This window comes from Candidatus Hydrogenedentota bacterium, from assembly GCA_035416745.1.
Classification (GTDB): domain Bacteria; phylum Hydrogenedentota; class Hydrogenedentia; order Hydrogenedentales; family SLHB01; genus UBA2224.
On sequence record DAOLNV010000079.1, the window covers coordinates 2,485 to 26,651 of the forward strand.

The following is a 24,167-nucleotide window of genomic DNA, read 5'->3' on the forward strand; positions in this document are numbered from 1 at the left end:
AAGAATGCAGGCGAGGCGTCTGCGCTGCTATCTGGCGTGTCCGGTGTTGCCCGGGCACGGTGTTGCCCGCCAGCTTCAACTTCTTGGGTGGATCATCTACAATACGCTTTCTTCGAGGTGCGACATTGCGGCGGTTCTGGAACGCCGCCTCATGCGAAAGGGGGGAATGATGCCGAGAAGCTACGTGATCCTGGTACTGGCGGCGGTCTTGCTCACAAGCGTCGCATTTGCGCAAACACCCGAACCTGTTGCGATCGGCTCGAACCGCGAGCTTTTCGTTGACGGTTATCTCATCGGCTCGCTTCAGGGCGCTGCACTCCGGCTTCATGCTCCCGTGACGCGTGAGGCTGTGCTGCGTTACGACAAGCCCTGGGAAGGCTCCTTCTGCGGCTACAACACACTCATCAATGACGGCGAGAAATACATGTTGTTTTACCGCGGATTGCCCGTAGCGGGCGCCGACGGTTCTGAAAACGAGGTCACCTGCGTCGCCCTGAGCGTGGACGGCGTACACTTCGCAAAACCCAGCCTGGGCCTGTATGAAGTGCACGGCACTCGCGAAAACAACGTGATTCTTGCCGATGATTCCCCGTTTTCCCACAATCTCACGCCGTTTCTAGACGCCAACCCCGATGCCGCGCCCGCGCAGCGGTTCAAGGCCGTCGCCGGCACCAGTAAGACGGGTCTCCACGCGTTCATTTCGCAGGACGGCATCCATTGGGAGCATCTGCGCGGGGAACCTATCCTGAGCGGCGGGGCTTACGATTCGCAGAACCTCGTATTCTGGTCCAAGTCAGAACAGTGCTACGTCTGCTATTTCCGCATATTCGTAGATGGTGTTCGCTCGGTGAGCCGCACGACCTCGAAAGACTTCCTCAACTGGGCAGAAGCTACCCCGATGACCTTCGGCAACACCCCGATGGAGCATCTGTACACCAACCAGACGCAGCCCTACTTCCGCGCGCCCCATATCTATGTCGCCACGCCCGCCCGTTTCATGCCCGGGCGCAAAGTAATCCCTGATGGAATGGCGGAGCGCATGGGCGCCAACACCGGCTACGTGGGCGATTGCTCCGACACGGTATTCATGTCCACCCGGGGCGGGAACGTATACGACAGGACCTTCATGGAGAGCTTCGTGCGGCCCGGATTCGGCCTCGAGAACTGGACTTCGCGCACGAATTACACTTGTTACGGCATCATTCCCACCGGTCCGGCCACGATGTCGTTCTACATCCAGCGCAACTATGCCCAGCCCTCGCAGTATCTTCAGCGTCTCGAACTGCGCATCGACGGATTCGCGTCAATCAACGCAGGCTACAGCGGCGGCGAGTTCATCACCAAACCGCTCACGTTCGCCGGGAAAGAGCTGGAGCTCAATTTTGCCACGTCTGCCGCGGGAAGTGTCTGGGTCGAACTGCAGCAGTTGGACGGAACGACTATCCCTGGATTCACAAAGGACGAGTGCGACGAGATCATCGGCGATCAAATCGACCGCGTCGTGAGCTGGAAGGGGAACACGGATGTGAGCGCGTGGGCGGGCAAGCCAGTCCGGCTGCGTTTCGTGATGAAAGACGCCGACCTGTTCGCCATCCGTTTTCGGGAGTAGACACGCCAGCGCATCCGGCAACTTCCCGGCGGCCCATGATTCTGGAAATGGAAGGGCATTATTACGGAACAAGACCATGGCTGCGCGGGCGAGGCGAATCAGGAAGGCCTTCTTTTCGACCGTAGCGCGCTCAATCCGCGTTTTTGCGCATCCTCTTTCGCGGGCAGTGGGAGAGGGTTCTTTTTCGGCGGAATGGGTACCGGCGGGAAATTGGCCACTACGGGGCGCGTGTAGCGGATCCCTTCAGGCCGGTACGGGAGGCCGCTCTCGGGCCAGGAGGGGGTAATCACGAACGATACCGACCCGTCCATCCAGAGGACGTTGCCGCCCCCGGGAATATGGCTGTTCATGTTCACCCCGCTTCCCAGCGCCGGCCGCATACCCGGATTCGCCTTGATGCCGCCGAGGTAGCGGTACGCCTCCTGTCCCGGATCCCCGCTGAACACCAGGTCCCACATGAGGGGTATCCTGGGCATGCCCTGTTGCGGCCGCGGGAGTTGCAACGGCTCGTCGGTATACACGCCAAAGTAGTCGTAGCTCACCCGGCAACTCATCTCGCCGTTTAGTTCCGTCGTGGGTTGGTATGGGGCGCGTTGACCCTCTTCGAACTCGGGCCCTGACGAATCGGACGGGCACACAAACGAGTACCACGAGGTCACGTAGTCTCCGTACAAATCGAGCATGCACTGCGCATTGCCTTTGCCCCCGCTCCAGGGGAATTGTCCGCCGTTTTCCCGGGCATAGAGCTGCAATGCGATGCCGAGTTGCGACAAGTTGTTCAAGCAGGAGGCGCGGCGGGCGGCTTCCCGGGCGCGTGCCAATGCCGGAAGCAGAATGGCCGCCAAGATGCCTATTATGGCGATGACCGTGAGCAACTCGATCAGTGTAAAGCCGCGCTGCTTCACCATGCGCGCACCTCCCGCCGATGCAGGCCCGCGATGGTCCCGTCCGGATTCAGCGCCAGGTCAACGGTGAGTTCCGCGTGCGCGAACCGCCGTTGCGGCGCTTCTCCATGGCCTTGCGCAGTGACGCGGTAACGGCCTGCTTCCGCCAATGGCTCCACCCGGACCGTAAAACGCCCGTCTCCCAGTGATGTATCGCTCTCTCCGCGGTATGCGGGGTCCCGGCGAAGCTCGGCGAGGGCTTTCTCGACGCCGGCCTGTGCCAGGTTTGCCGCTTCGATCCGGGCCTCGCCGTTGAAGGCATCCGCCATGTTCATACGCACAGTCCGGAGAAAAGCCGTCGCGAACAGGCTGAGGAGAAGCAAATACGCCAACACAATCACCAAGGCAAAACCTTGCTCTCGTTGTCTTGCCGCTGGCCCGTGTCTCACAGCGCACCTCCTATGCCGCCCAAGGCCGTCGTGATGTTGTGCACATGCGCCTCGCGCTGGGGGTTCTCGTCGGCTTTCAGGGAGAATCGAATGCTGAGTGCGCGCGCCGCCGCCAGGTCCCCCGGGTACTCGAATTCAAGCATGTTGAAGACCGGACCGTAAGTCTTCATGTATGCAACAGTCAGTCCTCCAGGCGCTTGTTGAAGCTCGAGCTTTCGCAATACCAGCCCGCCGTTCTGGGCCAGCCGCTGGAGCGCCGCGTATCGTGCGGCTCCGGTTTCTGCATCCGGCGGCAACTCGAGGAGCGCTGTATCCGCGGACGATTGGTACCCACCGATTGCGGTACGCACGGCAACCGCTTCGGATACCGTGTCGCGGAGCTCGGTCTCGATGTCGCGTGTGGCCAGCGATTCGTCGAGGGCGCTGGTTCCTGCGTCGTGCATCCGCAACACGGCGACAAACAACGTCGCTCCCAGGTTGATCACAACGGCCAGCACCGTAACGTAGGCCAGCATGTGCACGAGGGTCATGCCCAGCTGCCCTTCGCGGCGCGCTTGATAGCCTTGGCTATGATGTCTCCTTTTCGGCATATCACATTTCCCCAGAGGGTTTTTCGGCGATGAGAGTGGTTAGAGATTTTTCGATGCTCCGGCCGTGCTCACCCGACCAGCGTATGCTGACCGTGGCCTCGAGCACGTCCGCGCGGCCTTCTACGGCGGTCTTGAGCCGCAGATGAGGCCGCAGATTGACAAAATCAGGCAGATTCGGATTGGTTGTCCGAAAATCGCCGTTCCAGTCTTGCGGCAGATTCCCGAAAGGCATGGCCCGGAGTCCCTCGAGTTCGTTCTGTAAAGCGTTCATCACCAAATCATGGTCCCGGATAGCGCGGGTATTGGCCATGCCCACGTGGTACATCGTCAGCACGCTGAAAATGCCGAACGTAACGATGAACAGGGCGGTAACGATTTCCACCAATACCGCGCCTTGCCGGCGCTCCTTGCGTATTGCGGCGGCTGTTTTCATGGTTCCACCGATTCCTCGTCCGCGCCGGACTGGCGCGTCACGTTGCTTGAGAATTCGACCGGCAACACCCGCCTCAATTCATTCAATGTCGTGACGCCTGCCCTCGCCTTTGCCACACCCTGGCTCAACAGCGGCTTCATGCCCATGCGCAGCGCGATCTCATGCAACGCGCGCGTTCGCGGATGCCGCAACAGCGCTTCCGCGAGGTCTTCGTTCATTGAAAGGGCCTCGCCGATAGCCGTGCGGCCCGCATAGCCCGTATTCCTGCACGCCGCACAGCCGGTTCCCATATGCAATTGGGCGCCTCTCGACAGCCCGAACCTCAGGAGGTCTTCAGGAGAGGGCGTTTGTGGCGTCTTGCACTCGGCGCAGATCACCCGCACGAGGCGCTGTGCCAGAACGCCCGTGACGGACGACGCGAGCAGATACGGCTCGACGCCCATGTCCAGCAGCCGCGTAAACACCCCGGCTGCCGTCCCGCTATGGATGGTGCTGATCACCAGGTGCCCGGTCAGTCCCGCCTGTACCGCCGTCTGCGCGGTCTCGGGGTCGCGGATTTCGCCAATCATGATGATTTCCGGGTCCTGGCGCAGCACCGCCCGCAAGGCCGTCCCGTAGGTGAGTCCGGCGCGCGCATTGACTTCGGTCTGGGAGATGTTGCCGAGGCGGTATTCGACGGGGTCCTCGATAGTGGCCATGTGGGGGGGCGGCGTCCTGGAATCGGCCAGCGCGCGTAACACGGCGTAAATGGTTGTGGTTTTCCCGCTCGAACTCGGCCCCGTAAGGAGCAACAGTCCCTGGGGGCGTTCCACGATGCGCTCCAGCAAGTCCAGCACATCCGGCGCGAACCCCAAAGACGGCAGGTCAAGCAGGGCCGCATGCGTCTCGAGCAGCCGGATCACGATCTTCTCGCCGTAGACGGTCGGGAACGTCGAGACGCGCATCGCTCCCCTTCCCGTATCGCCGCGGGGGTCGATCCGTCCGTCGCGCGGCATGTCCCGCTGATACACGGGAATCCGCGCCAGCACCTTTACCCGCGCGACAAGCCGGGGCAGATGCTCCTTGGGCAGGGTCGCGACGTTATGGAGCAGGCCGTCCAGGCGGAAGCGTATCGCGAGGCGGTCTTCCCACGGCTCGAGGTGGACGTCGCTCGCTCCCTGGGAGGCGGCTTCGCGGAGCAGCAGGTCGATTGCCTCGCTCACTCCCGTGTCGCCGGAGGCAAGAGCGGCGATCATCCCCTGCTCGAGAGGCGGTGCGCCGTCGCCAACTTTACCCGCAACCTGTACGTCTTCTTGCTTCATGAATCTGAATCTACACCGCTTGTGACAATGCATCCGCCATCATCGCCATGGAACCGAAAAGGCAGAATGACACCGACAGCACTATTGCGCCGAATAGAAATATGCCCAAGGGCGCGATGACGTCGACCAGCACAATGGTCATACGCCGCACGTCGCTTCGGTACACCATGCCAATATGTTCGAAAGCCTCGGCGAGCATCCCCGACCGTTCTCCCAGCCGCACCATGTTCGTGAAGGACGTTGGGAACTGTCCGCCGCCCGCATCAAACGCTTCGCTCAACGTTTGCCCCTGCACGACGCGCTCACTGAGTACGCGGAACAAGCGCTGAAATCGCCGGTGGATGGGTGCGGTCGCCGCTTCGCCGAGGGCCTCGTCAAGGTTCGCGCCCCCCTGCAGGGCCTTGCCCGTCAGCGTGGCCGCAACGCTCAGATTGTGCTTGAAGAACATCCTGCGCAGATACGGGAGGAACGCAAGCAGGCTTCCTGCCCGGCCGCTCGCCACGTTCCGGGGATGCGACACGGCCGCGCTGTATACGGTAATCAGAAAGTAGATTCCCGCCGCACACCCGAGGACACTCAAGACAACCCATGCCACGGATTGTGGACGGAACGGCAGCCACAAAGGTATGGGCGGCCAGCCGACGCCGAAATCAGCGAAGACCTCCCTGAACTGGGGGAACACCCTGATTACTACAAACAGCGCCACCGGAAGAGCGGTCAGCGCGTACATGCCGTAATAGATGGCCCATCCGCGCCAGCGCTCGCTGTACGCCTCCGTCATTTCCTCCTCGGCAACGAGCGACGCAAGAGTTTCCGGGAGATCGCCCGAGAGTTCAGCCAAACGGACCAGCTCAGTCATCCCCGGAGGAAAGAACCGCGTGAGCGGTCCCATGGCTTCTGACAACATAGCCCCCATGTTCATCTTGTCGGATAACGCCAGCAACACGGAAGCAATCCGGCTGTTCGGCGCATCCAGCGACGCATGACGCAGACCTTCCGGCAACGGCACGTTGCACCGCACCATGCCCTCCAGAACCGCCAGGACGTAAGTCGTGTGGCTTCGGCGATAATAAAGGAACCGCTCCGTCCACCACAGCACGAGGAAAACCGGCGGCAAAATGAGCGATACGCACGGCATCACGAGATACCACATCCCCGGCTCTTCCCAGAGAGCTTTCAATGCGACTATCGCGACAATCGGGGTAAGAACCGTAAAGAATGCATACAGGAGCGTGGGTACGTAGAGGGGTCCGCGCCAATCCCGTTTGCGCCGGCCTTTGTGCGGAGGTTTCCCGCCCCGCAACAAGGCGCCCAGGTCTATCTTGAGTATTTGTTTCCAGTTCATATGCCTGACATCACATCTGCCAGAGAGAAAATGGGCAAGTACATAGCCAGGACGATGCAGCCTACCGTGCAGCCGAGAAACAGTAGAATCACCGGTGTGATCGCGGCGGTGATAGCGTTGCCCAGCCGCTCGGAATTTCTCGCGTACATGTTGGACATGTGGCGCAGCGTCTCGATCACGTCGCCGCGTTCCTCGGCCGTTTTCAGCAGCCAGCACAGGGTGTGATCAAAGAAGCCGGCGTCCTCGAAAGCCTTCGACAAAGTTTGCCCCTGGGAGACCGCCTCGGCGGCATGACGGGCCGCGCGCATAAGCACCGCGTTGCCCGAAGCCGCCGCGGAGAGGTCCAGCCCTTCCATCAACGGCACCTCGCTGGCCTCGAGCATGGCCAGATTGCGCAAGAAGCGGCTCATGCTGACGGCGTAGTACAACCGGCCGAACGGCCCGCACAGCAAGCGAATCCGGTCCATGAAGACCGAGCGTGCCCGGGTGCGGCCGTATCCCTGCCACCAGGCAAAAAGAAGCACTGCGAAGAGCCCCAAACCGGCAAGCAGGAGTATCCAATTGCGTTGAACCAACCCGCTCGCCGACAGCATTGCCTGGGTAAGCCAGGGAAGCCTCGCGCCGAAATCCTCAAAGATGGCCGCGAACTCGGGCACCACGTAACGCAGGAGGAATCCTAGAACCAGCAGCGACGCAATCACAACAAGGATGGGGTAAGCCAAGGCCGCGCGCAGACTGTTTTTCAGCGACACCATGCGCGCCGACTCTTCGCTGAGCATGGCCAGTACCCCCGGCAGGTTGCCCGTGCGTTCCCCCGCGCGGATGGCGCTGACGTACGTGGGCGGCAACTGTTTTTCGAGTCCAACCAGGGCATCCTCGAGCGATGCGCCGCCCTCGAGTTCGTTGCGCAGAGATTTGAAGACCGGCCGCAGCCGGGGACTGTCGATGTCTTCGGCCAATGCCCGCAGACTCTCGACCAAGGGGAGGTTGCTGCGCGCGATGGCCAGCAACTGGTCATTGAAGAGGTTGACCTCTTCCCACGTCAGCCGCCGGCCAAGGCGCGGGATGCCCCATTGTTTCTGTGCCGGCTCGACGGAACTGACCTGCAAGCCGCGCTCGCGCAATACGGCCGTTACTTGCCGCGCCGACGCTTCCTCCATGGTCCCCGTGGTCGCGCGCCCAGCTTCGTCCACCGCGCGGTACTTGTACAGTGGCATCGTTCCTTACTCCCTATCCCGGCCCACGGGCACGGGGCTTCACCTGCATATGGATGACCCCCAGGAGAACAAATGATCACGCAACGGGGACGGCATCCTTCCCGAATAGCGGTGTTATCGCGCTGAACGGAAGAGATACGCGTTCCACGCGACCGTTGTCACGGGCCCGCTGAGTTCGGGCTTCTCGTTCAAGACCGCCCGGGTACTTAACGGTTCGGAAAGGCTTCGAGCGGTATTCACGAACGCTGAGGTCACAAGGCTGAACAGGACGACCACGAACGCCGCCGCCAGAGGTCCTGAAATCAGGCGATGGGGGCGTGCGCGCCAGAAGCGCCCTGGGGAGTCTGTGGATTCGGGCGCGTGAACGGCTTCCGACAATTGCTCGAAACGCTCACGGGCATACGGATGGTGAAGGACCTGCCGGCATGCAGACAGGCATTCCGTGAGGGCGGCAAGCTCTTCGTTGCAGAAGTAACAGCGCGTTAGATGACTGCGGATACGCCGCGCTTGCTCGAATTCAAGCTCACCATCAATGTATTCGGGAAGCTTTTTCCTGACCTCTTGACAGTCCATCGTTCGCTGACTCCGTTATGAAAAACATCATAAATCCCTACCCATACGTCAAATATGTATGCGTTCGAGTTTCTCGCGAAGTTTCCGCACCGCGAGGATCCGCCGGGACCGAACCGTATTCACGGGGCACTGCATGACTGCGGCGATCTCCTCGTTCGAGAGCCCCTGGATCTCGTGCAGCACGAAGGCCATGCGCTGCTCATCCGGCAACTGTTCGAGCGCGGCGAAAATAGCCGCCTCGAGTTCCGCGCGCCCCGCACGCACGTCCGGATGGCTCTCTCCGGAAGCCACAGCCACTTGGGCTTCTTCCAGCGTCTCCCGAAGCGGGATCAAGCCCCATCCGCGAATCCGGCGGAATTTGCGGCAACGTTCCATCCAAATGAACCGGGCGAAGGCGAACAAATAGGCCTGCACCGAACCGGTGGCCGCGTATTTGGCCCGTTGCCGCCAGACCCGCAGGAACGTCTCATGAGCCAAATCCTCCGCCTGGCACGCATCCCGCCCCATTGCATAGAAGAAATCCAGCAGTTTCCGGACATACCGGCGGTAGAGTGCCTCGAAGGCACACTCATCATCCTGCCGCACACGCAACATCAGGGCGACATCATGGTCGTTATGCTGGTTCAGCCTGTTCTCGTTCACGTTCCGCGGACCTTACGTCTATACAATGCCCTTCCTGCCACGAATTGATCAAGGAGAAAACGGGAATTTGCCCCGTGGTTCGCGCGAGCATGCCGTCATCCGCGCTAAACCACTGAAATCCAAGGGCTTGCGGCGGCACTGGTTTTCTCCGCTAGGCTGGACTCGCCGGCCTTGCCGGACGAGTCAAACCAGTCAGCCCGGCTGGGTCAGACAGGTTTGGCCGCGAGCTCGGCGTGTCTGCGGATGGGTGTGTTCTTAACCCGGCCGTGCCCGAAGTCGGACCTTGATGTTCTCATTCACGCAGAGTCGCCTGGTTTGATACAATCCAACCAACATGAGCTTACGCGAACCCGACAACTACGCACGGCGCATGACACGCGCGACCGTCGCGGCAGCGTTCATCCACGCCGTTCTGATTGTGTTGTTCAGCCTGACCGGTGCGTTGGACTCCGTGGATGCTATCGGCCCCGTCGCCCTCAGTGATGCGCCGCTGGTGCTCAATCTTGAGCCCGAGCCCGAACGCATACGCAATTTCGTTGACACCGCCATTCCCACGGATTCCGAGGTCGACCCAACGACCGACCTGATCTCGGACAAGCCGTCGAAGGCCAGCGGCCTGCATGATTCCGAGGGCGAGCGCCCTGGGCCCCAACTCGAGCACATCTCGGACATCGATGACCTTGCCGGTCCCATGACGGCCGCGCCAGCTGCCCCCCCGCAGCCGCCATCCGAAGCCGTCCTCGACGAGCCGCAGCCCGAAACCCAGGAGCCAGCCAAGTCCGGCGAAACATCCGGAGACCAGGAGCAACTCGAGGCGTTGACGACCCTGGCGCGCGTCGACGAGACAATGCCGTCGTTCGACAAGGCTCCTCCCGAACAGGCGCCTGAACAGATGGCCCAGGCTCAGCCGCAGCCCGAAATCGTCCCCGCAGCGCCGCCCCAGCCGCACGTTGGGATCTCCAAATCGCGCCCCGACGGCGCGGCGGAAGGCAAAGGTTTTGTCGGTTTCGAGGCCATGGAACACGAATTGGGGCCGTATCTGAAGGAGGTTCGCGACCGGGTAGAGCGCAATTGGCGCGCGGCACTCGAAATGCGTTTCTCTGGCGTAGCGCGCACGAAGGCGGTTCTGGAATGCGCCATCAACTCCCAGGGCAAACTGGTGTACGTCAAGATCGTCGAGTCCGGCGATTCGCCGACCTTCGCGATGTTATGCAAACAATCTATCGAGAAGGCCGCGCCCTTCCCGCGGTTTCCGTTTGATGTTCCCGCCATCTACCGTACCCAGAATCTCGAGATCCGGTGGACCTTCAGTTATCTGTAATGTTCACATCAATACCTCCCGGATAAGAAAGCCCTCGCTGGGGGGATCTTGTTGTCTCCATAAAATCAAGAAGGAACTCACACGGAGACACAGGGAACACAAAGATTGAATCCTCCGAAACAAGTCAACTTCGGCGAGGCTTTGATGAGGGACGGCATTTTCCGCATCATAAACGGGGATGTTGAGTAGGTTTCGCTTCCGCGCGGGCGCCATTTCTCCCGTGCCCGTTGTGTCTCGGTGTGAGTTTCCCTAATCGTCGTGTTATCCGGCGATTTGGTTTGTTGCAAAAACCCCGCGCCATAGTGCACCATCCTCATTTTAGAAAGGAAGCTTGCCTGTGGAAATCCTCACTATGCTCAAACAAGGCGGGTGGACCATGGTCCCCATCGGCCTGTGCTCGCTGGCGGGTCTCGCTATCGTCATTGAGCGCATGGTGATGCTCCGCCGCAAGCGCATTCTGGACCCGAGCGTCGTCGACCTCGTCGAACATTTCTCGGAAAGCACGGCGCCCGAAACCGCATTGGAGATATGTCGGCGGGCACGGGGGCCTTTTGCTCGGATCGTTGAAGAGATTATCGGTGCGCGGCATCTGCCGGATGCCCAGATCATCGAAACGCTGCAGGCCACGGGACGCACTCAGATGGGCGCGATGGAACGCGGCCTCACCATGCTCGAGATCATCGGCAACGTCAGCCCGTTGCTGGGCCTTCTGGGAACCGTCCTGGGCATGGTCACCGTGTTCAGCGCGATCTCGGTCGAAGGCGTGGGCAATCCCCGCGTACTCTCTGATGGAATTTCAAAAGCCCTCATCACCACGGTAGCGGGGCTGATCGTCGCCATCCCCGCTGTCGCGCTCCATAGCTGGCTGAGCAGCCGCGTCGATGATATGGCCGACGAGATGCACGAACGCGCCACGGTCTTCATCTCAAAGCTGCACTATGTTCGGCTCCGGATGCGGGCCCGGCAATAGCCCCCCGTGCCGCCAGGAACCGCGGCACCGCAGCAGGTAACGGCGCCCACTCCACGTGGTTTTGACCGGTGCGAGCTTCGCGGCTCGTCATCGAGGGCGGGGTTTGTCGATCTCCGCGGCGAAACGGCCGCCGAGGCTGCAAATCCGGGCGCGGGTGGAATGATGAAGGCGTTCAGTGTGTTCTTGATGACGGTGCGGCGTGGGCAGTAACGGCACGAAACGGCGTTGCACGCCTCTTCGTCAGTAACTGCAACAAACAGCTCTTTTTGCATGGGAGGGTTCACATGGATACGCATCGAATTGGCGGATTTCGCTTGGTGACGGCGTTGTGCGTTGGGGTGTACCTGTTTTCGGCCGCATTCGTCGGCCAGACGGCGATAGTCCACGCCGAAGCGGCCTCCCGAACAACCGCCCATCCGTCGAGTGTTCAGCCGGACCAGGTTTGCCTTACCTGGAGCGATGACCCTGGCACGACGCAAACGATTCAATGGCGGACGTCGCCGAAAGTCAAGAAGGGCGTCGTACAGTTCTACGAAGAAAGTTCGCAGACAGACAAATACGAGAGAAAGAAGGCAGGGATGTCCGTCGTAGAAGATCCGGGCACCTCGAACGATCCCGTGAATCATCGGTTCACTGCTGTGCTGGACCATCTGGATCCAGGCACCACCTACGCCTATCGCGTCGGAGGCAGGAAAGGATGGAGCGAGTGGTTCGAATTCACGACGGCGCCGCAGACCGTTGAACCGTTCTCGTTCATCTACATGGGCGACCCTCAGGCCGGTTTGGACACGTGGGGACGCCTGCTCCACGCCGCCTATGAACGTTGTCCCAACGCGGCCTTTTGCGTAGTAGCCGGGGACAATGTGAACCGGGGCAACAACCGTGACGAATGGGACAACCTGTTCCATGCGGCGGGCGGCGTGTTCGATCGCCGTCCTTACGTGCCCGCGCTGGGCAATCACGATTGTCCCAAGGAAGTAGGCCCGCGCCTCTATCTCGAATTGTTGGCACTGCCCGAAAACGGCCCTAAGACAGTCGCGGCGGAGAGGGCCTATCGGTTGGATTATGGCAACGCGATGCTCCTGGTGCTCGATTCGAATTCGCCGCCGGAGACGCAAGTGGCTTGGATTGAGGAGCAGCTGCAGACTACACAAGCGGTGTGGAAATTTGCCGTGTATCACCATCCCGCCTACTCTTCCGCGCCCAAGCGTGACAATCCCGACATCCGCGAGCAATGGGGAGGCCTGTTCGACCAATATCACGTCGATATCGCGCTGCAAGGCCACGACCATGGCTATCTCCGCACGAAACCCATGCGCGCCGGCAAGGAAGCTGCCTCCCCCGCCGAGGGCACGGTGTACGTGGTGTCGGTTTCGGGGACGAAGCTCTATGATGTGGAACAGCATGACTACGCGGCCAAGTACATTGACCATCTGTCAACGTACCAGGTCATCGATATTCAGACTGAAAACGAAAACAGGCTGACCTATCGCGCCTACGACATGGACGGCAATTTGCAGGACGAGTTGGTCATCGTGAAATAGAGAAGTTCGGGGGCGCCATATTCCATTCCGGCTCTGGGGGCCCAAAACATCTCCCGCCTGTGGTGCGCGTGAAATCTGAATCCGGTATCATGTCTCCAGAATTCCCGGGACAGGAAGTTTGTCGCGAAGCAGACAAACCATCATGGGAGGCAGCTATGATCGAGCTTGGCATGCACACGGACAACTGGCGCGCGTTAAGCGGGGGATTCGCCAAGGCGGCGGAGACAGCGGTCAAGTACGGGCTCAAGCATCTGGAGTTTGGCGCGATTCACGGCCAGTACTTCATCCAGGCGATGGGGTACGAACCGGGCATTTCCCTGGAATCCAATCCGCGCGCGCTCAAGCGTTACTGCGACGAGCGTGGACTGAAGATCTCGCAGATCGATGGCGCGTACCCGCTCATGGGGCCGGACGGGTCAGCCTACGGCGTCCAATACGTCCGCCAATGCATCCGATTCGCGGCGGAACTGGATTGCCCGATGGTGGACACAACCGATGGCGCATCCAAGATCGAGGGCCTGACCCGCGACGAAGTCTTCCGCATCACGTGCGACAACTATCGGCAAGTGCTGTCGTGGGCCGAAGATTACGGGATTGTCATCAACGTCGAGCCGCACGGTCCCTATACGAATGATGGCGAGTTCATGCTCAAGCTGTTCGCGCACTTCGATTCCGAATGGCTGCGGTGCAACTTCGACACGGGTAATTCCTTCATCGCGGGCCATGACCCGCTTGAATACTTGAAGACATTGCGCGCATACGTGTCGCATTGCCACATCAAAGACGTGAGCGAGGGACTGGCCGCCGCGGTGCGCGGCGAGGAAACCGGGATCGCTTGCAGCGAGGTGCCCATCGGCGGCGGCGTGAACGCCGGCAACATCGCGAACTGCATCGCCTTCCTGAAAGACACAAACTGGGACGGCGTCGTGTCGCTCGAGTGCTACGGGGCCGACGACAACATCCGCAAGAGCGTCGAATTCCTGCGGACGCTGGTCTGAGCGCCGGGGAATCGATGACGGGTCCCCAAAACCAAGCGATGTTCGAGTCCGATAGCTGCTACCCGGCCGTTAGCGCCTTCTGGACAGGAAACTTGATGGTTGCGTAATCGGTCTTGAACGTGCCCCGGTACGCTTCTATGATTGATGCGGACTACTTGTGCGCAATGGCCGGGCGCATAGCCCAGAGAGGAGAATATGCCGTGTCACAGAAAACCGACCGCCGAACGTTTGTGAAGAGTGCGTTTGCGGCCCCGGCCGCCATGGCGCTGTCCATGCAGGCCAGCGGAGGAGAGGCCCCTGCGCCGCAGGCGGCCCAACAGACTGCTCCCGACACCACGTTTCCCCAAGGGCGCATCGGAAACCTGCAGGTCAGCCGGCTCCTGCTGGGGGGCAACCTGCTGACCCATTTTACCCACAGCCGCGACCTGAAATACGTATACAATCTCGCCGCCCACTACAATACCGACGAGAAGATCATCGAGACCATGGCGATTGCTGAGCAGCATGGGGTCAATACGCTCGTCATACACACCGTCCCCCACATACTCGACACGCTGAGGAAATATCGCTTCGAGCTGGGCGGCAAGATGCAGTACATCATTTGCGTGACGGCCCCCGTGGGGAACGACCTGAGCGAATATGTCAAGCAGGTTGAGGCGCTCGTGGCGGACCGTTATGAAGCCATCTACGTCTGGGGGGTACACGCGGACAAGCTGGTCGCCGAAGGCAGAACGGACACGATTGCCCGGCTGGTCGGTCTCGTGAAGGAGCGGGGCGTTCTTGCGGGTGTCGGCGCCCACGACTTGAACGTGATCAAGGAATGTGAGAAGAACAACGTGGGCGCGGATTTCTACATCAAGACGCTTCACCACCACAAGTACCCGACGGCGCCAATGCCCCACGAACTCACGGCGCCGGTCAATGAGATACCGGGATACTGGTGCCGGGATCCTCAAGAGACTGTCGAGTTCATGGAGACCGTCGAAAAACCGTGGATCGCCTTCAAGGTCATGGCGGCGGGGGCCATTGAGCCGCCGAGCGCGTTCCAGTATGCGTTCAAGAACGGCGCCGACCATGTCCTCGCCGGCATGTTCGACTTCGAGATTGCCGAGGATGCCGCGACCGTAAAAGAGATCTTGACCAGCATCGACAGGAAACGTCCGTGGAGAAGCTGACTTCTCTGCCTCGCGGGCATGGGTTCCGGACGCCGGTGGTGAGACGGGGGGTGTGGGCCGTCCTGACGGCATGCCTCGTCATGCTGCGGCTCTCGGCGGACACGGGGCCTGCCGTTTCCGGCCAGGCCCGTCCCGGGTTTTTTGCGTTCTGCATGGACACCCACGACAGCCAGAGGCGCACCCTCGAGGAACAGGCCGCGCTGCTCAAGGAACTCGGGTATGACGGCGCAGGGCACCTCTGGCTTGACGAGCTCGCCCAACGCATCGAGACGCTCGACGCCCACGGTCTCAAGTTGTTTCAGGTCTACCTGCGCGTCAACATCGCTCCAGATGCCGCCGCTCCCTACGACCCCCGCCTCAAGGAAGCCCTGACGCTGCTGAAGGGCCGTGACGTAATGCTGGCTCTGCTGATTAGCGGAGGCCCCCCATCCGATCCCGCTGGCGATGCGCGGGCGGTGGAACTCGTTCGGGACATCGCTGACCTGGCTGCCGGGGCGGGCCTGCGCGTCGTGCTCTATCCCCACTCCGGGGAGTGGCTCGAGCGCGTCGAGGACGCGCTGCGCGTAGTCCAGAAGGCGGAGCGCCCAAACGTCGGCGTCATGTTCAATTTATGCCATTGGCTGAAGGTGGACAACGAGGAGAACTTGAAACCGCTGCTGGCGTCCGCCATGCCCCATCTGTTCGCGGTGAGCATCCACGGCGCGGACCGTGCCACGGAGGTCCACGCCGGAACAGGCAATTGGATCCAGCCATTGGACAGCGGCTCGTTCGACGTGGGCGCCCTCCTGGATATACTCGGGGACCTCGGTTACCGGGGCCCCATCGGCCTCCAATGCTACGGCATTACTGGCGACGCCCGGGACCATCTGACGAGGTCCATGGCTGCCTGGCGCCGGTTCACGGAAGAGCGCAAAGATCGTGCCTCCGGTGCGAACCTGCCCTAGCCCCGCGTTCGGGGCTGCTACTCGCCCTTGGCTCCGGCGGCAATCCACATGCGAATGGTGTGGAGCTCGGCTTCTGTGAGTTCGCTGGCATCTTTGGGCATTTTGGGGAGGTAGATGCCGCGGATATGGAGAACGACGGGGCTGTTGTCCGGCGCGCCGGGAATGACCGAAGGGCCGGCGTAATCGCCTCCTTTAAGGATGCCCGCGTGGGTGGCAAGGTCGAGGCCGGCCTCCGCAGCATCTCCATGATGGCACGCGAAACAGTGGCGTTCGAGAAGGGGCACAATATCCTTCTTGAACGTGACGGACGCAGCCTCGGCGGGCTCGATGGGCAGGATTTTCGGGGTGTAGTTCGCGTCGACGGGTTCGACGGCGTTGGTCAGGACGGGAGGAACGCCGGCCATCGTCACGCTGGCATAGGCGCCTACGATCGGTGTCGCACCGGAAAGGCCGTCGGCCCCGGCAATGGGCGTGCCGATACCGAACCCATAGACCAATCGTCCGCCGCTGGACCCTGCAAACAGCAAGACAACAGCCAGGACGAAGGCGCCAAGCACTGCAAGTCCTGCGGCAACCCTGCCGCCCGAGCGCGCGCGGAAGTGGCTTACGACGAGTAGAATGCACGTCACGAGGGGCAGGGCCGTCATGGAGTACCCCAGCAGCTGGTGCTGGGTCACTACGGTTTCGATTTCTTCATTGGCCAAGGCCACGAGTTCCCACGCCGCGCGTTGGCCAGTGAATGCGGCGGCCACTGCGGCTAAAAAGGTGAAGAAAAAGTAGACGGCGGCAAACAGACGCATTCCCTGCCACCGTTTGCGGGCAAGAACGGCGGCGAACACCAATGGCAACCCGAGCAGCCCGAGGCTGATGGGCAGGTGCACAGAGGCTCCGTGCAGGGCGTGGGCTGATTTGAAAACTGCAGTCAAATCCATAGGCTGACGATATGTACGGGAATAGGGGCCGTAACTTCCGGTTGAAGAGATTGAATCTCGCTGATCGGCATTTGAGCAGAATTCGCTGGCGAACTTCAACTATTTTCGCAAGCCCAGGCTGGGCAACAAATCGACTTTGATTTTCCCGCCGCAAAATACAGGAATAGCGGCCTGCGGCGTTTTGCGTGGCGAACGGGCTAGTCCCGCGAACTTGATCCTGGACGGCGATGGGTTGCCCGTCGAGCAAACCACGGCATGTTTGAAAGGCTCGGACGATGCGATGAGCGCATTGATATTCATGCCCGCCCCGGCCAGGCCGTCGCCCATTCCGCCTGTGTCCCCGGGGTTTTGAGATCTAGAATGGGTACAACCCCCGCCGGTGAGCGGTCTCGGTCATGTAGACGGTCTCGTTGATCGAGTTGTCTTCATTGTGGACCGTCCTCGAGGTCTCTCCAGTCATGTCCTCGGGCCCGTCCATCACGAGGTTGGATTGCATGTCGCAGGTGAACTCGGCCTGCGCTTGCGGGACATGGTTCATCAGCTCCAGGTCACTGAAGAACTCGTGCCCTTGAACGTTGATCTTTTCCCCGTTCTGTTTGAAAGTCAAGCTGAAATTCACCCCGCTCTCGTATTCTATATAAACGTGGCTGTCGGCATAGAATGTCCATACGCTGGCAGTGGTCTCGCCCGTGTCCGACTCAGCCGACTGCACATCCCACGTGCCAATTACGGACTGCGGGCAACCGCTCGACAGCAAGACGACAACGATCCCCAGCAGGTAGAAGGAGCCCTTGTGCGTGTTCATCTTCTGTGCCTCCCTCTTATGTGTTGTCCGACACCCCTCACCCGGCGGGCAGCGCATGCTCGCACCGTGACCCACAGGAGCAGGCCCTCTGAAGCCGTGCTTGCCCACGTCACGATGCATGCCATGAACATCCCGCAGGAGACGGTTCGATTCTACGCCGCCCGCCCCATTCTGTCCACAGGCGAGAATCGCATGCCGTATATTCACGGAGGCGCAATCTTGGGGCTATGAGCAACGACAAGCCCCTAATCGCCAAATCGTTCGATTTCCGTAAGTTGCAGGCTTTTCCTCCGGCTTGTCGCCGGTGCGGGCCGGGAAGGCTGGCGGCGGAGCCGAACTCGAATCCCTCCGGAAAAGCCCGTCATCTCCCCCTCTGCCGGCGCGCTATTTATCCTCGTCATTCCGCGTTCCGCGGCGGGCATCCCCTTTGGCGTCGAAGGTGTCAAACGGAGTCACGCGGCTGTCCGCTCTTGAGACCGTGGCCTGGCGCTTGATAGAGTCGCCTTGCAGTAGACGGCGTTCAGCACCGCAGGAGCCTACCCTCATGAAAAACGTCTGTGTTGCCGAAACGATGGTCGACGGGAGGTGGCATTGGCTGGCCCTGAAGTCCAGCCCTCGGGTGAGCCTCTTCCTTATGGCCTTACTGGCTTCGCTACTCTTCGGGAGGTTGGCGCCGGGAGCCATGGCCCAGGGCGACCCGTCGCTGCCCAAGGACATGAAGCTGGTGCGCGACGTGCATTATGGCGAGGTCTCCCCCGCGCAGCGGCTAGACATCCTTTATCGGCCCGATGCCGCGGAACCCCAACCCGCCATCGTGCATATCCACGGCGGCGGCTGGTACACCGGCGATAAGGGCGGACCCATCACGCTCGACATGATGCGGCGGTTCGTTGAAGCGGGCTACGTGGCCGTCTCCATCAACTACCGGCTTTCCGACGAAATGCGCTTCCCCGCTGCCGTGGAGGACTGCAAGCTGGCGTTGCGCTGGCTGCGTTTGCACGCGTCCGACTACTGCGTTGACCCCGAGCGCATAGGCGTGATAGGCGGCTCGGCGGGCGGGCATCTCTCCACAATGTTGGCCGTCACGCGTCCCGAAGACGGACTCGAAGGCGGCGGCTGGGCCGGCGAATCCAGCGCGGTGCAGGCGGCCGTGGCTGTTTGCGCGCCCATGGACCTGCGCGAGCCTCTGACTCCGCCACCGGCGGAGGAACCGGACCCCGTAGTAGTCCGTTTTCTGGGCAGCGCAGCCGTCGTGAATGCGGATGCGGCTCGCCGTGCATCGCCCATCTCCTATGTCCGGAAAGATCTTCCGCCGATACTGCTCATTCACGGAACGGACGACAAGCGCGTGGACCCCGGGCAGTCGAAGGCCATGGCGTCCGCCCTGAATGCGGCGGGAGCTCCGTGCGAGCTCATGCTGGTGGCAGGGGGCAAGCATGGTATGGGCATCGCGCGAACGGACGAGACCTTCGCGCGGATCCTGGCGTTCTTCGGGCGGTACCTGCAGACGTCCCGCCGCCCCGCCGCGCCCGTGGCGCCCGCGGAAAGCGTGCGGCGTTGGCAGGACGCCAAGTTCGGCCTCTTTGTGCATTGGGGCCCGGCCAGCCTCACCGGCGGTGAGATCAGTTGGTCCCGGGCGGGAGAGCGCCGGGGCTTGCCTGCTCTTCCCCCCGGCAACGTGCCCGTGGCGGAATACGACAACCTCTACCAGCGTTTCAATCCGGCCGCATTCGACGCGGCGAAATGGGTCAGTATCGCGAAGGCCGCGGGCATGAGGTATATGGTCTTCACGGCCAAACACCACGACGGCTTCTGCATGTTTAACAGCGCCCTGACGGACTACGATATCGCGGCCTCGCCGTTCAAGCGAGATATTGTGGCCGAATTGGCCAAGGCATGCCACGAAGGCGGTCTCGGTTTCGGGATTTACTATTCCCTGCCGGACTGGCGCCACCCTGACTATCTGGGCGACAGCCATCGGAGATATGTCGAGTACCTGCATGGGCAGATCCGGGAGCTGTGCAGCAACTACGGGCGCATCGATGTCCTCTGGTTCGATGGCGGCAGCCAGGACGCGCCAGACACCTGGAACTCAGCCGAGCTCCTTCCCATGATCCGCAACCTCCAGCACGATATTCTGATTAACGACCGAATCCCGGGCGCGACGGACTTCAAAACGCCCGAGCAAGTGGTCGGTCGATTGCAGCTCGACGAGCCGTGGGAATCGTGCATCACTCTTGGGCAGCAATGGTCGTGGAAACCGGACGACGACTTGAAGTCCCCGGAGGAATGCATCCGGTTGCTTGTGCGTTGCGCGGGAGGCGGCGGCAACATGCTGCTGAACGTGGGCCCGATGCCTTCCGGCGAGATGGAGCCGCGCCAGGTCAAGCGGCTCAAGAAGGTCGGCGCCTGGCTGCGCGAGTACGGTGACGCCATCTATGGCACGCGGGGCGGGCCCTATGAGCCCAGCTACTGGGGCGTAAGCACGCGAAGAGAGAACAAGGTGTACGTTCACATCTTCGAAGGTTGGGAGAATTCACTTAGCCTGCCCCCCATCGAGCGCAGGATCGTCTCCAGCCGGCTCCTCGGCGGAGGAAAGGTCCGGGTGACCCAGTCGCCTGAAGGAATAACGATCGCCCAGCCGCCGTCAAACCGGCGGCGGCCGGTTTCAACGGTTGAGCTTACTCTCGACGGGCTCGCGGACACCATCCCCGCGAAGCCCGCATGTGTTGGCATGCCCGCAGGCGCCACGGCGGCGAGCTCCAACGTTCGCAGGGGCGAGGCCAAATACGCCTCCGGCAAGGCCGTGGATCACGATGGCATGAGCCGTTGGGCCACCGATGACGGTATCAGGCAGGCGTGGCTGGAAATCCACCTGCCGGAGCCCATCACCTTTGATGTAATCATGATTGATGAGGCTTTTGGTAACCGGATCCGGGCTTTTGAACTCAAGGCCAGGAACGGAGACGTGTGGCACACCTTCTACACGGGCAAAACCGTTGGCCGAAACTGGGCCGGCAGGTTCAACGCCGTCACGGTGCAAGACCTGCGCCTCGAAATCATCAAGGCTTCTGATGGGCCCACAATCCGCGATATCCAGTTTCACTTTGCCGAGCGGTAGTTCCGCGAAAAGGCGTGGTCTTACAGAGTTTGTCCTTGCTGAGGGACAAGGACGTTCGGCAATCAGGCCGTCTGGTGACATTGTCCAGACCCTTCTCATTTCCTGCACCTTCTCCCGCACAGAGCGCGTATGGCGGGAAAGAGCAGCCAGCGTGCACGCGGCTCTGAAGGGTCGAGTCGCGTTTCGCGTCTGTTCCTGGTCTTGGCCCATTGATTCGGCTTAGACGTGCCGTCTGTCCTGGCTGCCGCCGCACTAAGGCGGTTTGATGGATTCTGACAGCGGAGCCGGTTCTGGGTGATCGCGATATTCTGCAACGATAGACGGCGGGCATCGTCCCGGTTACAGCCCTATTGGCGTTGCCGATGGTTGAGGGTATCCCCGAACAGGGAGATGTCGATGGGAACTCAACGCGGCGCATCATTCCATCCGGGAAGCGAGACTGCCGCGCGGTAGTTCGACTCGGTATACAAGGGATTCCGCACCGGCCTGTACAGCCGTCCGCTCTTGGGATTGTCGTCCTGGGTGTAGAGCCACACCTCGTAAGGGTCCCACACGACGATCTCGTCGCGGCAATCGCCAGTCAGGTCGAGGACGTTGTAGCACATGTCCGGATGGCCGTCCGCGGGGAACCGGACGGCGCAACGGCCCCAACCGTCGTACAATCCGCCCCGATCCGGATTGGCGGAAAGCACAAAGAACTCCGCGCCGTCGCCGCGCCAGTTGACGGGCAACGACAGGCTGCCGTACGGTCCCGGTTCCATGTCGTGGTAGACGTTGCCGTCTGCATCGAAGAAGTGAAAAATGCCCTGATTGCCCCAGAAATTGACCGTGACAAGTTCCAGCCCCGGCAAGTCAGGGCGAAAATCGGCGATGGCGGGATTCTGCACGTGGCCGAGGTACTCATGCCGGAGAATATTGCCTTTCAGGTCGACGACCAATAGTCCTTCGTCGCTTGCCGCACAGTAGACCTTGGGCGCTTCACCTTCGCGCAGGGATACGATGGCTACGCCGTCACCGTGGTCGCCGATCTGGCCGTCAAGGCGCCACAGAACTTTACCGTCATGATCGATGAGAGAATACCCAAGAGCCATTTCGTCTCTGTCGTCCGCGTCGATATCGGCTGCGTAAGGGTAGTGGCCCGTTTTACACTGTCCCTGCCATAACAACTCGAGCCGATCGTTGTACGCCCAGTAGTTGGTATAGCGGTCCTTGACGATGAGGTCCGCGGCTCGGCCGGTCCCGCGCAGATCGCAGAAGAACAGGCTGTCGCCCAGAAGGCGTTGCGTTTTCCTATAGTCTTCGGGCGTATTCTCTGGGATAGCGGGCGTGGGAATTCTGCGTTTGATCTCACCGGTTCTGCCGTCCGCTACCACCAGCTCCTGGTTCATGCAGTAGACCACCTCGTTTCGCCCGTCGCCATCCGGGTCGTGAATTTGAAAGGCCACGTCGTTGGTGAGCCGGAACTTCCAGACATCCGGTTCGCCAACCTGCCACAGCACTTTTCCATCGAGGGTGACGGCAGTCAAACAGCTGAGTTCACTGGCGCGATCTTTCGGCCCGTGATGCACCATCTGCCCGAAGAGCATATCAATTGCGCCGTCGCCGTCGAGGTCGCCGAAGCGGACATTCCGCCCCACGCCGTACTCCTTGATGCCAAAGCTCTTCCACAGCGACATCTTCGGATTAGCGGCCTGCAATCGCGCCTCTTCCTGGGTCCGCTTCTCGATGGCGTCCCGTATGGAGCGTCCGGTGTCCGCATCGGTCGTTACGCGAATAGGGCCGTAGGTGGTCGGGCCATCAGCAAGTAACGCAACGCCGCCGGTGGAGAAGGTCTTGTCTTGCGCTTCCAGCGCGGGTCCGTTCTCGACGGCTGCGGTGATGCGGTTAGCCGCAACCGTGACAGTCAGATGGATCTCCTGGCCGGGGGCTGCGGCCCAAGGTGTTTGCGCGAGCTGTTCCACGTTCAGTTTGCGAAAGGCCGTACCGTGGTGGACGGTACGTATCACGAAGGCGTCTTTCTCGATGCCTGCGAAATAGAAGCACCGGTCGTTGCGGTACCGCACCGCGATGCCATTCCATCTCACGAGTTGTTCCGGCGTGAAACGCACGTCCACAGTGTAGTCCGTCCATGCACGATCGCCGGCTGACAGCATCATGTGGTAATCCTCGGCCTTGTTGGAATACATCTGCGCAATCCGGCTCTCGCCGCTCTGTTGCACGACGCGCCACCCGCGTTGTGACGCCGGGTCTGACTTGAAGGTCGATACGGTCCAGTAGCCGGTTGGGGCGGCAATCGGCAGGTATTGATACTCCATCTCGGCGCCCACGACATCGAACATGAGTCCGGAGGGGTAGGAAGAATAATCATCCTCAAGCAACACCGTTTCGGACAGAGGTTCTGAGGCATCGCAGGCCACGCAGACAGCCCACAATAGACCCGCCGTCAAGATGGTCATGCACCGTTTCATGTTGTTTCCTCTGCAATAGTCCGCATTCCCTGGGCAGGGGTGCTCGGTTCGGACGCCATGTTGCCGGGGGCGGACCGTCCCAAGCCTGCCGGCATCATAGCCCACAATCGGTCAACTCGGCTAGAATGGGTTTCCGGCTGCCGCGCACGAACCGACGCGGCCCGTGCGAGCTCCAAACCTATAAGGATTCACCGATGAACCGCATCATGACGCCAGGCGGATTTCGCCCCGCACTCGTGGCCGTTTTCCTGTTGGGTGGGCTGTGCAGCGTGCATACCGATTGCTACGCCACCCCGAGGGTGTATGTAATTGGCGATTCCACGGCCGCCTCATATCCCCCCGAACGCTACCCGCTGACGGGGTGGGCACAGGTGCTTCAGGAATTTTTCGACCCCGAGGTCCTACAAGTCGAAAACAGGGCGCGAAGCGGACGCAGCGCGAAAAGCTTCATGGAGGAAGGCGCGTGGGCACGGGTCGTGGACGAGTTGAGCCGCGGGGATTACGTTTTGATTCAGTTCGGCCACAACGATTCGAAAGTGCACGATCCGGCGCGATACACCAATCCTGACACGACCTATCGAGACTATTTGATTACTTACATTCGGGAGACGCGGGGGAAGGGGGCGATACCCATCGTGCTGACCTCCATCAACAGGAACGCCTGGACTAGCGAGACGGTGATGGAAGAAACCCTTGGAGGATATCCGGAGACGGCTCGCGACGTAGCGAGGGAGATGGATGTCACGCTGATTGACCTTCACGCGATGACCAGAGGGCTCTTTGAAAGTCTGGGCCGCGAAAAGACCAGCGCATTGTTCATGAACCTGAAGAAAGGGGCCTTCCCTA

Annotated in this window: 22 protein-coding genes; 9 read left to right on the forward strand and 13 right to left on the reverse strand. The window is 61.1% G+C overall.

The window, feature by feature from the left end:
- Positions 1–4: 4 nt before the first annotated feature.
- Complete coding sequence (locus PLJ71_18350) at positions 5–1,609, forward strand: hypothetical protein (protein HQM50655.1); 1,605 nt, start codon at positions 5–7, stop codon at positions 1,607–1,609.
- Between the two features lie 98 nt (positions 1,610–1,707).
- Here the strand turns inward: PLJ71_18350 and PLJ71_18355 are convergent, their stop codons facing one another.
- The 9 genes from PLJ71_18355 to PLJ71_18395 all read right to left on the reverse strand — a co-directional run bounded on the left by PLJ71_18355 (position 1,708) and on the right by PLJ71_18395 (position 9,043).
- On the reverse strand, positions 1,708–2,517 hold the full coding sequence (locus PLJ71_18355) for a DUF1559 domain-containing protein (GenBank protein ID HQM50656.1): 810 nt from the start codon (positions 2,515–2,517) through the stop codon (positions 1,708–1,710).
- On the reverse strand, positions 2,511–2,942 hold the full coding sequence (locus tag PLJ71_18360; GenBank protein HQM50657.1) for a hypothetical protein: 432 nt from the start codon (positions 2,940–2,942) through the stop codon (positions 2,511–2,513). The genes PLJ71_18355 and PLJ71_18360 overlap by 7 nt, the downstream gene beginning before the upstream one ends.
- Complete coding sequence (locus PLJ71_18365; protein ID HQM50658.1) at positions 2,939–3,532, reverse strand: hypothetical protein; 594 nt, start codon at positions 3,530–3,532, stop codon at positions 2,939–2,941. Before PLJ71_18365 ends, PLJ71_18360 begins: the two co-directional genes overlap by 4 nt.
- 1 nt (position 3,533) lies before the next feature.
- Positions 3,534–3,965: a hypothetical protein gene (locus PLJ71_18370; protein ID HQM50659.1), complete on the reverse strand. Its 432-nt coding sequence runs from the start codon at positions 3,963–3,965 to the stop codon at positions 3,534–3,536.
- On the reverse strand, positions 3,962–5,266 hold the full coding sequence (locus PLJ71_18375; GenBank protein HQM50660.1) for a GspE/PulE family protein: 1,305 nt from the start codon (positions 5,264–5,266) through the stop codon (positions 3,962–3,964). The genes PLJ71_18370 and PLJ71_18375 overlap by 4 nt, the downstream gene beginning before the upstream one ends.
- 10 nt (positions 5,267–5,276) lie before the next feature.
- A complete protein-coding gene (locus tag PLJ71_18380) occupies positions 5,277–6,611 on the reverse strand; it encodes a type II secretion system F family protein (protein ID HQM50661.1) in 1,335 nt (444 codons plus the stop codon).
- A complete protein-coding gene (locus tag PLJ71_18385; protein HQM50662.1) occupies positions 6,608–7,828 on the reverse strand; it encodes a type II secretion system F family protein in 1,221 nt (406 codons plus the stop codon). The genes PLJ71_18380 and PLJ71_18385 overlap by 4 nt, the downstream gene beginning before the upstream one ends.
- 114 nt (positions 7,829–7,942) lie before the next feature.
- On the reverse strand, positions 7,943–8,401 hold the full coding sequence (locus PLJ71_18390; GenBank protein HQM50663.1) for a zf-HC2 domain-containing protein: 459 nt from the start codon (positions 8,399–8,401) through the stop codon (positions 7,943–7,945).
- 48 nt (positions 8,402–8,449) lie between these two features.
- Positions 8,450–9,043 (reverse strand): sigma-70 family RNA polymerase sigma factor, encoded by a 594-nt coding sequence (locus PLJ71_18395; GenBank protein HQM50664.1) that lies wholly within the window; start codon positions 9,041–9,043, stop codon positions 8,450–8,452.
- Positions 9,044–9,377: 334 nt separating this feature from the next.
- Between PLJ71_18395 and PLJ71_18400 the strand changes: the two genes are divergently transcribed.
- The 6 genes from PLJ71_18400 (at position 9,378) to PLJ71_18425 (ending at position 15,995) form a co-directional block, all read left to right on the forward strand.
- Complete coding sequence (locus PLJ71_18400) at positions 9,378–10,364, forward strand: TonB C-terminal domain-containing protein (protein HQM50665.1); 987 nt, start codon at positions 9,378–9,380, stop codon at positions 10,362–10,364.
- Between the two features lie 337 nt (positions 10,365–10,701).
- Positions 10,702–11,334, forward strand: a complete 633-nt coding sequence (locus PLJ71_18405; GenBank protein HQM50666.1) for a MotA/TolQ/ExbB proton channel family protein — start codon at positions 10,702–10,704, stop codon at positions 11,332–11,334.
- 284 nt (positions 11,335–11,618) lie between these two features.
- On the forward strand, positions 11,619–12,878 hold the full coding sequence (locus PLJ71_18410) for a metallophosphoesterase family protein (protein ID HQM50667.1): 1,260 nt from the start codon (positions 11,619–11,621) through the stop codon (positions 12,876–12,878).
- 155 nt (positions 12,879–13,033) lie between these two features.
- A complete protein-coding gene (locus tag PLJ71_18415; GenBank protein HQM50668.1) occupies positions 13,034–13,876 on the forward strand; it encodes a sugar phosphate isomerase/epimerase family protein in 843 nt (280 codons plus the stop codon).
- Positions 13,877–14,076: 200 nt separating this feature from the next.
- A complete protein-coding gene (locus PLJ71_18420; protein HQM50669.1) occupies positions 14,077–15,051 on the forward strand; it encodes a hypothetical protein in 975 nt (324 codons plus the stop codon).
- A complete protein-coding gene (locus PLJ71_18425) occupies positions 15,039–15,995 on the forward strand; it encodes a sugar phosphate isomerase/epimerase family protein (protein ID HQM50670.1) in 957 nt (318 codons plus the stop codon). Before PLJ71_18420 ends, PLJ71_18425 begins: the two co-directional genes overlap by 13 nt.
- Before the next feature lie 17 nt (positions 15,996–16,012).
- Here PLJ71_18425 and PLJ71_18430 read toward each other — a convergent pair whose 3' ends face one another.
- From PLJ71_18430 to PLJ71_18440, 3 genes are all read right to left on the reverse strand, one after another.
- On the reverse strand, positions 16,013–16,876 hold the full coding sequence (locus PLJ71_18430; protein ID HQM50671.1) for a hypothetical protein: 864 nt from the start codon (positions 16,874–16,876) through the stop codon (positions 16,013–16,015).
- A 150-nt stretch (positions 16,877–17,026) separates the two neighbouring features.
- On the reverse strand, positions 17,027–17,254 hold the full coding sequence (locus PLJ71_18435) for a hypothetical protein (GenBank protein HQM50672.1): 228 nt from the start codon (positions 17,252–17,254) through the stop codon (positions 17,027–17,029).
- 28 nt (positions 17,255–17,282) lie between these two features.
- A complete protein-coding gene (locus PLJ71_18440) occupies positions 17,283–17,732 on the reverse strand; it encodes a hypothetical protein (protein ID HQM50673.1) in 450 nt (149 codons plus the stop codon).
- A 544-nt stretch (positions 17,733–18,276) separates the two neighbouring features.
- Here PLJ71_18440 and PLJ71_18445 point away from each other — a divergent pair.
- Entirely contained in the window at positions 18,277–20,853 is a 2,577-nt protein-coding gene (locus PLJ71_18445) for an alpha-L-fucosidase (GenBank protein ID HQM50674.1), read from the forward strand.
- A 404-nt stretch (positions 20,854–21,257) separates the two neighbouring features.
- On the opposite strand, the gene PLJ71_18450 is transcribed toward PLJ71_18445, so the two are convergent.
- Positions 21,258–23,321 carry a hypothetical protein gene (locus tag PLJ71_18450; GenBank protein HQM50675.1) on the reverse strand — a complete coding sequence of 688 codons (2,064 nt, stop codon included), beginning with the start codon at positions 23,319–23,321 and terminating at the stop codon, positions 21,258–21,260.
- Between the two features lie 194 nt (positions 23,322–23,515).
- Here PLJ71_18450 and PLJ71_18455 point away from each other — a divergent pair.
- Positions 23,516–24,167, forward strand: a 652-nt coding sequence (locus tag PLJ71_18455; protein HQM50676.1) for a rhamnogalacturonan acetylesterase, incomplete at its 3' end; no start/stop codon positions are given.